This window comes from Halomonas sp. BMC6 (assembly GCF_964204995.1).
Taxonomy (GTDB): domain Bacteria; phylum Pseudomonadota; class Gammaproteobacteria; order Pseudomonadales; family Halomonadaceae; genus Vreelandella.
In genome coordinates this window covers 1,001,919-1,014,437 of record NZ_CAXNSH010000001.1, presented here as the reverse complement: position 1 = coordinate 1,014,437, position 12,519 = coordinate 1,001,919, and the positions used below count along the sequence as shown (strand labels likewise).

Genomic DNA, 12,519 nt, shown 5'->3' with positions numbered 1-12,519 from the left:
ACGCGAGTGGCTCTCCAGCGCTTACCATCATTTTCTGAGCTGCCTGGGCGGCAGCTAACTGAAGCTGGTCACGCCTGCCAACGTCATCGACTTTCTGAGCTGCCTGGGCGGCAGCTAACTCTCAGGTGTGGTGTCAGTGGTTGCCTGTACCTTTCTGAGCTGCCTGGGCGGCAGCTAACCTGCTCATTCACCACCGTTTGCGCTTCCCACTTTTCTGAGCTGCCTGGGCGGCAGCTAACAAGCGGCGATCTTAGGCGCCCTCCCCAGCGACTTTCTGAGCTGCCTGGGCGGCAGCTAACTTGGTGAAAGCGGTGCGGGCGGCTGGGACGGTTTTCTGAGCTGCCTGGGCGGCAGCTAACCCGAACGCTAGTGAGGAAGGCGTCAGTAAGCATTTCTGAGCTGCCTGGGCGGCAGCTAACACTCAGCAGCAGATCGTGACAGCGCACCTGATTTTCTGAGCTGCCTGGGCGGCAGCTAACTAGAGCATATCAAATATAGTGTGCTGATTGTTAAAGAGCTTTAGGTGAAAAAAGCGGCACCACCCTTTTCAAAGTGATACCGCTAAGTGGTTGATTATTAGTTACCTATTTCGTCAACGAAAAAAAGGGTCAAAACCAGGGCACCGTCGCTTGAGGGCTTAGCCCATAGTGGTTGAATGCTCCTCCAAGCGCGGTATCCGTCGGCTTATTGTGCTCAATAAACAAGCTGAAACGCTGCTGAGTGGAGCGACTATTGATCATCATAAAAGGCAGCTCAATGCGTTTGTCGGCCACTTTGGCATATAGCTGTTTGGCTTCTTCTTCCGTGATGTTGTGACGCTTGGCATAGCGTTTGGCACGGCTGGGGCTGCCCGTATTAAACTGCCGCCTCGACACATTAATTTGCTTGGCATGGTCAGGTACCGCCAGCACTTCGCTTACGCTAACGTGGTCTCGCATCCCCGTTAGCCATGCGTCACTCATCAGCTGTTTTAGACGCGCTTGAGTGCCATGCAATCGCAAGTGTTCGCCCAAGCTTCGCGCGCGAACGCCGTGTTTATGCATGGGAAAACTGACGCCGATATCGTCGCTTTCCAGATCAAACAGCGCCCGGTGCAGTTTGTTATATAGCGCGCCCATTAGCATCGCTGGAGCAAAGTCAGGATCAGGTCGCAGCCGGATATCAATATAGTGATCCATGGCTTACCCCGCTTCGCCGAACACACCGCCTCGGATCAGCGTTGCCATCACAAAGTGCTGATTTTCCTTGGAGGGCACTTGGTCTTTAATCATCCAGTTGTCTAGCAATGAGTAAAAGTCGGCCTTCTGCTTGGGCTGGCGATACGCTTTGCCCTGGGTGGTCACCGAGCCATAAGGCTCGACAGCAATAGGCCCCAGATCCTCATCGTTTTCATTGGGGTACCAAGTGTCGATGGTACGGATGGCGTTACCCAGTTTCTGAGAGTGAATACCGGCAATCTCGCTGACGTGATACAGCGTCTTGCTCTTGTCGCCTCGGCCTCGATCAAGAATTAGCTCTTGAGAGGGGAACACCTCTTGTCCGCTACCCATGCGGACATAGGCCACCACTTCTAGCAGTAAGTGCTGCTCGCCCGCCAACGCGGAAGCGATGACACCCGCAAGCTCTTTAAGCTCGGTCGTATCCTCGAAGGCACGCAACGAAAGTGACAGTGCATCAAACGTCCACTCTTTGGTGGCTTTGCCTTGCGCTAACTGGCGAATGCTGACTTCTACTTGCTCTGCGCCCATGCGGTTGCGCCACAAAAAACGGCCATTGGCGAGGTTATTAGCGTAACGATGCGCCAGTTCGCCGAAGCCTTGTGCTTGTTTATATTCGGCAACGGCCTGTTCTAGCTTGGCTTGGTACTCAGCGTTATTACAGGCTGACGGTGTTCCAGCACCCGCAAGTACGCGCAGAGTGAAGCGGGCAACTAGGGTATCTGCATCATGGGGCAGTGTGGCTACATCGACGGTTTGTAGGTTGGGGTTTTCAATCTGCGCATCTAGTTTTGCGGGGTCTTGGTCTTTGGCTTTCAAGCGGTTGGAAATGGTGCCGCGCACCGATTTTTCGCGCACCTCAACCGGCTGCCACTGCTGTTCATCTTGCCGCTTATCCCAGTTGCTGGCGTATAGCAGTGCATCGGAAGGGTCGAGCTTGCGCTCAAACGCGAGGACGGAAGCGGTTTTGAGGGTATCATTTTTAGCCATGATAAAGCTCCTTGTTTACTGTGCTGAGGCGCGAAGGTGATAGTCGTTATTGAGACGGTAGAGGCCCGCTTCTTCGTCGTTATCAACGTACCAAAGCAGGTCTTCAGGTTGCTTCATGCGGTGCGGGCTAACCCATTCACCCATGGAATAGAGGCTTTCGACAAAGCGGAACGGGGTCTTGGTATCGCGGGCGTTGGTGACTTCACCTGGTTGGAAAAGATCTGAAATAGCGCCATAACCCACTGGAATGGGCACCAGCCAGCCGCGATAGGGCCGCTGCGCCTGCCAAACGGGCTTCTCGTTGGGTTCGCCTTCATTTTCTAACGTGCACACATGGTTAAGACGAGAGAGGTCTAACCATGCATCCAGTAAACTGGCGTCTGGATGTTGCTGTTGCAGTGTTTGAAGATGCTCGGTGAGGTAGTCATCGCGCAGTGTGAGGGCAAAGCCCGGCAGCCAGCGCCGCTTTAAGCGCGCGAACTGCGTTTGACGCCGCTCTTCATCGTCATCAAGCATGACCCATTGCGGGCGTTGTTTGTGGCTTGGTACCGCACGGTTAGGGATGACACTGCCTCCGGCAATGCGCATGCCCGATACAGTCTCTCCGATTTGTTTAGCGATATGCTCATGCTCGCTTTCTGCAGCGCCGGTATCAATCGAGAAGATCAGCGTGATATCCAGATGGATACGCCCTTCTTCTACAATTGCTGCCGTACCGCCTGTCTTATCCACCGGATTACGCGTCAGGTGAAAGCCACGGATATAACCACCCTCAGTGGCCTGGGCTTCAAAGTCATGGCAAATAACCCCAACGCGGCCTAACGAAACGGGAAGACTCGCCTCTGCTAACTTCCGCTCTAGAGCATGCATCAAACCTACAAATGCACTCATGGCAGGAAAGCCCCAAGTCATTGGGCTGGAAATCGCGTTGGCGTTTTGCACCCGCAGGCGCGGCAGGACTAGGAGGTTTTTTACTTCACTCATCGTCATCACCTCCTGGCAGGTTGGTTAAGTCTTCCGTTAGGCTTTCCATCCAGCGGCGATCACGATCCTGCAGGCGTTGATGGGTCGCATCTTTTGCGAGCGCTTTCTTCCAGTGCCGGAACTCCACATCCCCCAAAGGCAGCTTTCCGCCTAACGCGGTATTGAGCCAGCTAGCAAAGCGGTGGCGAATATCGTCGGCCCACTCCACGCTGTTTCGCGCTTCACGAAAAGCGATATCCTCTTCGGCGCGACCAGGGTCTAGCCAATACATTTCTTCTACTGATAATTCGCACTTTTCATCGTCGCTCCAGCCCGCAGGCAGGCTATGCATCTGCATGGCAAACAGCGCCAACTCATCCATCAACATGGCAGTGTAGTCATCGCGCAGGTCGCGGGTGTGCATGTCTGACGTAGGGTTCGTTTCAAGAAACTGTTTGAGGTCTTTAACCAGCGAACGTACGTCTGAACGACTACCAAAGACGCCAGGGTGAGAGAAAACCGATGCGACTTTCAGCGGTGGGCGAATATCGCGCACATTCCAACTGGGTGGCATGGAAGCTAACAAATAGTTATTACCGCCCCGCTCGCTATTCAGCTGCGAGATGTTTTGTGGCTTGGTACCGCCCATTTTCTGTGCGGCCAAGTTGGGATAACTGCGCACCGATTGCTCAGCGTATTTGCCTTCCCGTTTGGCTTTACGTGCCTCTTTGGCCTCTTCGCTAAAACGGTCATGGTTAATGGTTTGAAAGACACGGTGCGCCAGAGAGGTGGCATAGAGCGGTGCTAGCAAATGGAAGTTCTCAGCGTCATTTTCTACGTCTGCGGCATCATCTCCCACCAGCCAGTAGAGCTGTTTGCCTCGGGTATGCGAGGCATGCTCACCACGCGGTTCGGTAATCGCTGCAAAGGCGCTGATCCACGCCTGAGCTTGCTCAGGATTATCGCTTAACGCTTTTGCCAGCTCAGTGTCATTTTCCAGCGCCCGCTCAAGTAGCGACTTTCCCTCAAATTGCAGCTTCAAGAACTTATAAACATCCAAAGCTGCAGCATTTCCCACAACATCGCCCGCAAAATCAGCGGATAGCGTGTGGCTGCCAACAAGATGATGATTATTTAGCGATTCAGGTGGGGCGTAAAGATTGGAGCCTTTGGCATCCGGATGAATAGGTTTGAGGGAGTGGGTGACGACTTGCAGTTGACCAACGCGTCTGGCTGCATCGTTGATCCAGGTATCGAATTGGAACTGCTCAACCAGCGCTTGATATTTAGGATCATCAGGAGCTAGCTTTTCTGCCTTGGTATCAAAGCGCTCTTTTAAGAAGGCTTCAATCCCAGAGCGTATTTCTGACGCTCTACTATTATCTGCCATACATTCTCCTTGTCGTTATCCCACCCTGCTGGCATAGAAATGATGATAAATCACAGCGACCACATCTTTATTATTCTTTGGCCTGCAGAAGATCAGCAGTTTGTAGGTTTATGCTCTCATTTCCCAAGTCTTTTCTGGCTTGCTAATGACAGCGCTGAAGCTCTTGCTGGCATCAAAACGCTTGTACGCGAAACGCTCGCGGATACTAACGAGCATGTTTAATGTCATTTGCTCCGCCAAAACCCCAATACGGAGTGGTACCCCCATCGCTGGTTTCTAGCCGACGCAGTCACCGTGCCGAAGGTACGGGCGGCGCGTTCAAGGGAGATATTCAAGTCTTCCGCTAAGTCAGCCAGCGCCGTTAAGTAGTCGCTTGCGCCCCAGGGTTGTATCCGCTCGCCCTGTTCTTTTGATAGCTCTACCCGCACCAGCAGACTTTCTTCCACTGGAACGTAGAGTTTTTCGCCTCGCCTTGCGCCATCGTCTACACGGTGTAGCGTCCAGGTTTCACCGCCCTCATCAGGCAGCAACGCTAACGTTATTTCAGGTTCGAGCTGCTGGCGAAATGGATCACGCTGAATCAATACACCGGTTAAATGTAGTTGCGGCATCACATGCCAGCTGTAGGCTCCTAAGGGCGGAGGCTTGGGCGTTTTGCCAATTCGTAGCTCTTTTTTGGTTAACGGCTCGGCGGGCTGCTCGATCATCAGTTGGCGTAGCCGCTCGTGCTCCAGGTCTACCAGGCTATCTTTGGCGTGCAGCGTTTCCCGCGCCAGCACGCGGGGGCGGGCATCAATTACCTTGTACTCATCTTCCGTTAATAACTCACTAAGAGAGTGGCTACTTAGCCGCCATTGAAGATCTGTTTCAAAGCCAGGTTTGTGGAAGGCAGGCTTTCCAGATTGCTCTAAATGTTTGAGGTTAGTATCGAGCAGCAAGATATTGGGCGATTCACAAACTTGCTCGCGGTGTCGGCGTACGCGGCCCGCTAGTTGGATAATTGAGCGCATAGAAGAAGGCTCGACAATGGCCCAGTCGTAATCGTGATCGCGACCCACTTCTGTTACCGGCGAGCCGAGCACGATAAACAGGTGGTCGTTTTCTTCGCTGCTATCTAGCAGGCGGCGGATATCCGGCTGCTGGAAAACGCGATCTGGCTCCGCCCGTTGCAGTGTTCTGTCTAACTGGCGCTCAATGCCAGAGCGCATCACCAACGGGTGGCGTGAGTGATAAACGCAGAGGTGAATGCGAACACCTTCTGGCGCGCCCTGTTGAAACAGTGCCCTGGCCACATCTACCAGTGGGTCGATATTAGCCATGCGAACCAACCCAAAGCTGGCGCGTTTGCCCGAATGCGGGTCAACGGAGTGATGCTGCTGGTGGAGCGCTAGCGCATGTTCACGCAGTAGGGTCGCAATGGCGGGCCTTATCTCTTCAGGGCGTTTGCCCAGCGGCGGCAACGCTACAATATCCGCACGGCGGCGTACCGGGCTTTTAGCGAGGCGCTCTAACCGGCGCTTGGCAAAAGCAATGTGCGCGGCCTTGAAGGTCTCGCTACTGGCACAGCTTTCATGCTGGCGGTCGTGCTCATCGAACCAGGCGCAGCAAATATCCACCGCCAAACCCGGCTCGCCCCGGTGGCGCTGAAAGGCTTCGCGACCGCTGCGATAGGCTTCATACAAACCTTCCACCAGCGCAGGCGGCAAGGTGGCCGATGAAAGCAGCACCCGTGACCCTAGCAGCCCCGCCCAATTGACTAATCGAGTAAGCGCAGGTAGGTCGTTGATATCGAAATCGTCGATTTCATCGAGCACTAAATCGCTGCTCATCAGGCGCAGCATGGGTACGATCTGTCGCCCACCGCGTGTGCTTTCCGTGGCAGGCACGAGATGGTCAACGGTACATACCAAAATGGGCGCGGCGATTAGCGCGCGAGTGCCCGGCTCACCGCTTAAACGACGCAGCACCGGGTGGCTATCAAAATTACCGTCAAACACAACATGGGCATCTTCTTCGATCAGCGCTTGTTTGGAGGCTGAACCACTAGCTTCGGCTTCTTGCTCGTAGTGCTCAAACAGGGCTTTATTAGCGCTGCCACCCACGCGCACGGCGAGTTCATCTTCACCCAAATTCAAACGGTCACGGAGGGCTTGGCCGGTTTGCAGGGTTAATGTGCGTAGCCCCAGTGCAATACTAAAGCGCGCGCCCTGCTGAGGGTCGGCCAGGGCGTACATAATGCGCCCATTGGCGAGGGTTTTGCCGCAGCCGGTAGACGCCATGTTAATGCCAAAAAAGCCTTGGCGCTGGCTGCGCTCCCTAAGCGATTGCGCCAGGTCGAAAGCTTTATCTTGCCAGCGAAAGCGTGGGTGGCTACTGCGCTTACGAAAGCCTTTATGGCGCGCTAGACGGGGTAAGTGGCTGTCTACGCTGGGTAGTGCGCGGGCAACCGCAGCGGCATGTTTTTCAACCCCTAAAATATGCTCATCCAACGGCTGATTGGGCTTGCCGGTTTTGCGCACGGTATTGGCTATTAACGGGTAGTTAGGTTCGCCGCGCACGCGGTGCTGGAGGTCTTCCAGGCTTGAATAGTGGTGGTCGGCCAGCATTAAGCTAAGCCGGGCTAAATGCATAACGTAGCGGCTTTCCAGCCAGTGGCTACCATTGTGCAGCCGTGCCTGTAACCGCATGGCAAGCTTTGTGGCACGCTCACGCCATCGTGACGTACTAACGGGCAACCCTCTTTTAAACTGCCAGTAGGGCGCAATGCGTTTAGGATCTTGGGTCTCAGGAATCTCGTTCCACTCGGCATGAATAGAAGCAAACAACCCGCCTAGCTGCTCCGATTGAAGTGGTGCCTTTCCTCTACCCCAGCGCCGTTCAGCCTCGCCATCGCGTTCCGGGGGCTTTAACGGTAGCCGGTGGTGGCTAAGCACTAGCCAACCCAACGCAGCCGCCAGCGGGGGCAAACGGCTAAACACCGCAGAGGTGGGTGTATCTAGCCCGTCGCGCTCTAATCCCTCCAGCCAGTCTTGCTCTTGATAATTACCTTCAGCCAGACGCGCCAACCAGGCAGCGTCGTCATCACTTCCTACAAACGCTTGGAATAGGCGGAGCGATATCCACTCATGACGGTATAGGTTGCGTCCATCTACTTTGCCTTTGAGCCGCTGCTGAAAAGCATCACAAGCTTTGCCCAGATCGTGCAGTAACGCGGCCAAGGCGGTGAGCAGGAGAATATCTTCACCGCTATGCCAGTCGTTTTCATCACGGCGGCGCAGAATATCTCGGGCGGTGGTATTGGTCGGTACGGCTCCATTGAGATTGAACTGGGCAGCATCCCCCACTACCCACATCAGCTCGCTGTGGTCGTGGCCACGAATCCAGTGGCAGGCAACGGCGGTATTCTTACGGGCGGTTTTACGCAACAGCTTACGCAGAGTCTCCAGCCCAGCTTGGGTAATCGGCGTTTGCCAAGTGCGGTCACCCCGGCGCTCGGCAAACTGGTCGAGGATGCGGCGTGTTTCCTTAAGGGCATTTTTATTGCACTGGGAAATCAGCAGCACGTTCATGAATCAGTGCTCCCCAGCGCTTGGGCGACGTCCTTGAGTGTATCAATCATGAAATCGAGGGATTCGGTACGGGTTAAGCGCTCAATGCACGCTTGGCGGAACTCTTGCTCTTCATCGCCGCGCATGGCGGAAATAAACGCTTGAGGCAGGATGACGGCGTCTTTTACCAAGTCCGCCACATCAAAAACCAAGCCGCCCCGGCGGGTTTTGCCATGAAGTACCGCTAGGCCGTGGGGAATCCCCAACACCCAAGTGGCGGTGGCTGCTAATCCGTAAGCCAAATAGTTGCCGTGATCGAGAAAGCGGTTGGCGGGGTCGGTGCCTGCGCCCCGCTTGGCTCGGGTGAAATCGCCGTAATCGACTGCATTTACGGCGAGCTTAAACAGGGTTTTAGTTAATCGCGCTTCTAAGGTGAGCAGGTCGACAGTGCTGGGGGCTTGCTTGATCGCTTCGCGGTGATGGTTGAGCGCGCTGTACAGGTGATCGGTGGCAATAGTAAAGCCTGCATCTTTCATCACTCGGCTTGTCCACAGCGCTTCAATACGCGCAAGGCGCGCTTGCTGAAATGCGCGGGCGGCATCCAAGCGTTTGGCATCATCAAACCAAAAACGCACCCAATATTGCAGATACTCGGTGGGCCGGTACTCGCTTTGTGGCGTCAGCCAAGCGACATCCACATCCACTTCATTGGCAGCAAACAGCGGTGTGCCACCGCCTCCACAGAATCCGACTAACACACCCGCTTTGGCGAGTTCGCGCATGGCGGCTTGGGTAATCGAGGTGCCCGTTCCCAGCAACAGGGAAGTGGTATTGGCGATGGGGATATTCCAATAGCGAGACTTGCTGCCCTCATCGGTCACGTACTCCACCCGGCCACCGTTCACCAATACTCGGCAGTGTTGAAGGTAATACAGATTGGCACGCTTGGAATGCAGGATAGTTTTAAGATCAGAAGGCGAAAAGTCATCCATGGCCACTCTCCTATTATTTTACTGCCATCTAACCATTCTTTACTTTATAACACCATGATCGTCGCCCTCCTTCGCCTCCCTCCTGTGTGCGGTTATTGCGCTCACTTGCCATACTACGTTTGATGCTTCCTTGCCTATGGCTCATGGGCTTGGTTACATCAACGTCCATGGTGGCGCTGATGGCACCCACCAGCTCTCGCCTCTTCGTTTGCCCGCCCTTCTCCTCACTCGTTAGTGATAGCGTTGGGAAGAGCGCTTATTACGCAGCTCAAAGATTAGCGCGCTCACCGTTGTCAGCGCGCTGTGAGCGCGTAAAATATCCGCCACTTTTTTGGTTTTACCGAATGTTATGTTATAACTTATTTATACGTTAGCGAGGTCGCTCGATGAGTGAGCACATGCATCGCCATAACAAGGAAGGTCCTTGTCATTTTTCGCTGATGTCGCTGTCGGCCCGTAAGCGGCTGGGATTGGTGGCACTGCCGCTGTTTGCGCTATGGGGCCTTGTGGTGTGGGCTGGCGCTGGCGGGTGGCCGCTATGAGCGAACGTTCCTCTTCGCGCTTGCAGCTCCACGATCTGCACCTGGCGCAGGGTCGCCGCACGGTGCTCGAACATGTGGATGGCGATATCAAATCCGGCGCGATTACCGCACTCATTGGCGCGAATGGCGCCGGTAAGAGCACGCTGATTCAGGCCATCATGGGCGAACTCAGGCCCATTAGTGGCAAGGTGATATGCACGGTAGATAACGCCCGCCGCGCTTGGCTGCCTCAGCAGCTGGCGCTCGACCTGACCTTCCCAATGAGCGTGGAAGAGCTGGTGATGACCGGCAGCTGGCCTAGCCACGGGGCCATGAAAGGTTACTGTGCGGCCCACTACCGCAAAGGCCGTGACATCATGGCACGCCTGGGCATTTCTCACTTGGCTCACCGCCCGCTGGGCGAGCTGTCTGGGGGCCAGCGCCAGCGGGCGCTAATTGGCCGAACGTTGATGCAAGAGGCCGAGCTGCTGCTACTGGATGAGCCGTTTGCCAACGTGGACAGCGACACCGTCGATATCTTGATTCGTATTTTTCGCCAAATGGCCGATGAGGGCGTGACGATCATCATCGTGCTGCATGACATGGATCACCTGCGCCGCTTGGCCGACGAAGTGCTGATGCTAAGCGGTGGTCATGGCCGTTGGGTCGCGCCCAGCGCGCTGAACCAGCAGCACGCGCCTGCTCAAGTGGTGCCGTTTACCTTAGGAGGCCGCCATGCTGGCACTGCTTGATGCGTGGCTGATCGCGCCGTTCGATTACGGCTTTATGCGCCGTGCCGTGGTCGGCGGGCTAGCGCTTTCACTAGCCGCTCCGCCCCTTGGGGTATTTTTGGTGCTGCGCGGCATGAGCCTGATTGGCGATGCCATGGCCCACGCGATCTTACCCGGCGTGGCGCTGGGCTTTTTGCTAGCGGGCTTTTCGCTGCCGGTGATGAGTGTCGGTGGCGTGCTGTTTGGGGTCATGGTGGCGTTGCTGGCGGGGGCGGTCTCGAAGATGGGCGGCCAGCGGGAAGATGCGGCCATGGCGAGCTTTTTTATCATTTCGTTGGCCGCCGGGGTCATGCTGATCTCCATGGGGGGCAGCAGCGTCGACTTAACCCACGTGCTGTTCGGCTCCATTTTGGCGATTAACTCCACGGCGCTACTGCTGATCGCCTCGATCAGCACGCTGATCGTCATCACCCTGGCGGTTATTTTCCGCGCCTTGGTGGTGGAGTGTTTAGACCCGCTGTTTCTACGCGGCCAAAACCGCCGCAGCGGTTGGGTACATAGCGTCTTTTTAGGTCTGCTGGTGCTCAACTTGACGGCGGGCTTCCAAACCCTGGGCACGCTGATGGCCGTTGGCTTAATGATGTTGCCCGCCACGGCAGCGCGGTTTTGGAGCAAGCGGTTAGAGGGCTTGATGGGCATCGCCGTGGTGTTAGCGATGCTGGCCAGTACCGGCGGGCTGCTGCTGTCGTTCCATTTGGACACGCCATCTGGCCCGAGCATTATCTTACTGGCCGGGGGAGCGTACTTGTTCTCGGCGCTGTTTGGCCGCTACCACAGCTTGGCCGCGAAGTTACGGCGTAAAACCACGCCGCTGGCGATGGAGCAGTCGCATTAGCGGATGATCGTCTCACGTTTATTTCATCATCAGGAGCATGTTATGTCGCTTATCTCTTCATCGCGCTGGTTAGTCGGCGTCTCGGCCATGTTGGCACTGCCCGCGGCCATGGCGAACGAGCGGGTTCAGGTCGTCACCAGTTTCTCCATCTTGGCGGATATGGTCGAGAACGTCGGTGGAGAGCATGTGGACGTCAGCTCCCTGGTCGGCCCGGATGGCGATGCCCACGTTTACTCCCCGAGCCCTGGCGATGCCCGCGCGCTGGCCAGCGCCGATCTGGTGGTTTTCAATGGCCTGCTGTTCGAAGGCTGGATGGAGCGACTGATCGACTCCAGCGACTACCGCGGGGCGCTGGTGACGGCGACGGATGGCATCGCCCCACGTGCGTTCGCAGCGCATGACGAGCACGGGCATGACGAGCACGACGATCATGAAGCGCACGATGAACACGACCACGACGCGCACGCTCATGACGCGCATCACGACGAGCATGCAGAGGACGATCACAGCGAGCACGTCCATGGCGATGACGACCCTCATGCGTGGCAAGATCTGCAGCAGGCGAGGGTCTACGTCACCAATATTCGTGATGGCCTGATCGAGGCCGATGGTGCCAACGCGCAGAGCTACCAAGCCAATGCCGAGCGCTACCTGGCAGAGCTGGATAGCGTTGATGCCGAGATTCGTGAGCTGCTCAGCGAGATTCCTGCGTCGGCCAGCGTGATCACCGGGCACGATTCGTTTGGCTACTTCTCCAGCGCCTACGGCGTAAATTTCCTCTCGCCGGTTGGTCTCTCGACCGAAGCCGATCCCAGCGGTGCCAGCATGGCCGCCCTGATCGATGTGATCGAGCAAGAGAACGTACAGGCGCTGTTCCACGAGAACATGACCAACCAGGCGATCATTACGCAGTTGGCAGAAGAGACTGGCCTTCCCATCGCCGGCACGCTGTATGCGGATGCGCTGGCCAGTGAAGGCGATGCCAGCACCTACCTGGGCATGATGCGCCACAACGCCCAGGTGCTCCACGATGCTCTGGCAGCGCCGGGCCATAATGATCCTGGTCATGACGACCACGACCACGACCACGACCACGACCACGACCACGACCACGACGATCATGGTCATGATCACTGAGCCATGTCGTAAAGACGTGCCGTAAAGAATCGAATACCGCCTGCGCCAGGCGGTATTTTTTTGCGTTGCATTTTGTCGTGAGGATGGGGAGACTGGCTCCACCATGCGCCGCTAACGTTGTTTAAACCCCTGCAA

10 protein-coding genes and 1 CRISPR repeat array (1 of these 11 cut by a window edge) are annotated in these 12,519 nt (G+C 56.0%); of the genes, 4 read left to right on the top strand and 6 right to left on the bottom strand.

Annotation, left to right across the window (positions count from 1 at the left end):
* Nucleotides 1-479: a CRISPR direct-repeat array (repeat unit 28 nt; unit sequence TTTCTGAGCTGCCTGGGCGGCAGCTAAC) (it extends 2,971 nt beyond the left edge of the window).
* Between the two features lie 129 nt (nucleotides 480-608).
* From cas6f to cas1f, 6 genes are all read right to left on the bottom strand, one after another.
* The gene (gene cas6f / locus AB6K10_RS04845) at nucleotides 609-1,178 is read right to left on the bottom strand and encodes a type I-F CRISPR-associated endoribonuclease Cas6/Csy4 (RefSeq protein ID WP_339118091.1); all 570 of its coding nucleotides are present in this window, start codon (nucleotides 1,176-1,178) and stop codon (nucleotides 609-611) included.
* A gap of 3 nt (nucleotides 1,179-1,181) precedes the next feature.
* A complete protein-coding gene (csy3, locus tag AB6K10_RS04840; RefSeq protein ID WP_253019220.1) occupies nucleotides 1,182-2,207 on the bottom strand; it encodes a type I-F CRISPR-associated protein Csy3 in 1,026 nt (341 codons plus the stop codon).
* Nucleotides 2,208-2,222: 15 nt separating this feature from the next.
* Nucleotides 2,223-3,191: a type I-F CRISPR-associated protein Csy2 gene (gene csy2, locus AB6K10_RS04835; RefSeq protein ID WP_339118090.1), complete on the bottom strand. Its 969-nt coding sequence runs from the start codon at nucleotides 3,189-3,191 to the stop codon at nucleotides 2,223-2,225.
* A complete protein-coding gene (gene csy1 / locus AB6K10_RS04830; RefSeq protein WP_339118089.1) occupies nucleotides 3,184-4,560 on the bottom strand; it encodes a type I-F CRISPR-associated protein Csy1 in 1,377 nt (458 codons plus the stop codon). Before csy1 ends, csy2 begins: the two co-directional genes overlap by 8 nt.
* 224 nt (nucleotides 4,561-4,784) lie before the next feature.
* Entirely contained in the window at nucleotides 4,785-8,129 is a 3,345-nt protein-coding gene (gene cas3f, locus AB6K10_RS04825; protein WP_339118088.1) for a type I-F CRISPR-associated helicase Cas3f, read from the bottom strand.
* A complete protein-coding gene (gene cas1f, locus AB6K10_RS04820; protein WP_339118087.1) occupies nucleotides 8,126-9,100 on the bottom strand; it encodes a type I-F CRISPR-associated endonuclease Cas1f in 975 nt (324 codons plus the stop codon). The genes cas3f and cas1f overlap by 4 nt, the downstream gene beginning before the upstream one ends.
* A 386-nt stretch (nucleotides 9,101-9,486) precedes the next feature.
* Between cas1f and AB6K10_RS04815 the strand changes: the two genes are divergently transcribed.
* The 4 genes from AB6K10_RS04815 to AB6K10_RS04800 are packed head-to-tail and all read left to right on the top strand — an operon-like array spanning nucleotide 9,487 to nucleotide 12,384.
* A complete protein-coding gene (locus tag AB6K10_RS04815; RefSeq protein WP_159340680.1) occupies nucleotides 9,487-9,642 on the top strand; it encodes a hypothetical protein in 156 nt (51 codons plus the stop codon).
* The gene (locus AB6K10_RS04810; RefSeq protein WP_159340679.1) at nucleotides 9,639-10,373 is read left to right on the top strand and encodes a metal ABC transporter ATP-binding protein; all 735 of its coding nucleotides are present in this window, start codon (nucleotides 9,639-9,641) and stop codon (nucleotides 10,371-10,373) included. The genes AB6K10_RS04815 and AB6K10_RS04810 overlap by 4 nt, the downstream gene beginning before the upstream one ends.
* Nucleotides 10,357-11,247 (top strand): metal ABC transporter permease, encoded by an 891-nt coding sequence (locus AB6K10_RS04805; protein WP_159340678.1) that lies wholly within the window; start codon nucleotides 10,357-10,359, stop codon nucleotides 11,245-11,247. Before AB6K10_RS04810 ends, AB6K10_RS04805 begins: the two co-directional genes overlap by 17 nt.
* Before the next feature lie 42 nt (nucleotides 11,248-11,289).
* Nucleotides 11,290-12,384, top strand: coding sequence for a metal ABC transporter solute-binding protein, Zn/Mn family (locus tag AB6K10_RS04800; protein ID WP_339118086.1), 1,095 nt, complete (start codon nucleotides 11,290-11,292; stop codon nucleotides 12,382-12,384).
* The last annotated feature ends 135 nt before the right edge of the window (nucleotides 12,385-12,519 follow it).

Coding starts and splice junctions, on each gene's coding strand:
- cas6f (WP_339118091.1), bottom strand. CDS start 1,178: ATGGATCACTATATTGATATCCGGCTGCGACCTGATCCTGACTTTGCT.
- csy3 (WP_253019220.1), bottom strand. CDS start 2,207: ATGGCTAAAAATGATACCCTCAAAACCGCTTCCGTCCTCGCGTTTGAG.
- csy2 (WP_339118090.1), bottom strand. CDS start 3,191: ATGAGTGAAGTAAAAAACCTCCTAGTCCTGCCGCGCCTGCGGGTGCAA.
- csy1 (WP_339118089.1), bottom strand. CDS start 4,560: ATGGCAGATAATAGTAGAGCGTCAGAAATACGCTCTGGGATTGAAGCC.
- cas3f (WP_339118088.1), bottom strand. CDS start 8,129: ATGAACGTGCTGCTGATTTCCCAGTGCAATAAAAATGCCCTTAAGGAA.
- cas1f (WP_339118087.1), bottom strand. CDS start 9,100: ATGGATGACTTTTCGCCTTCTGATCTTAAAACTATCCTGCATTCCAAG.
- AB6K10_RS04815 (WP_159340680.1), top strand. CDS start 9,487: ATGAGTGAGCACATGCATCGCCATAACAAGGAAGGTCCTTGTCATTTT.
- AB6K10_RS04810 (WP_159340679.1), top strand. CDS start 9,639: ATGAGCGAACGTTCCTCTTCGCGCTTGCAGCTCCACGATCTGCACCTG.
- AB6K10_RS04805 (WP_159340678.1), top strand. CDS start 10,357: ATGCTGGCACTGCTTGATGCGTGGCTGATCGCGCCGTTCGATTACGGC.
- AB6K10_RS04800 (WP_339118086.1), top strand. CDS start 11,290: ATGTCGCTTATCTCTTCATCGCGCTGGTTAGTCGGCGTCTCGGCCATG.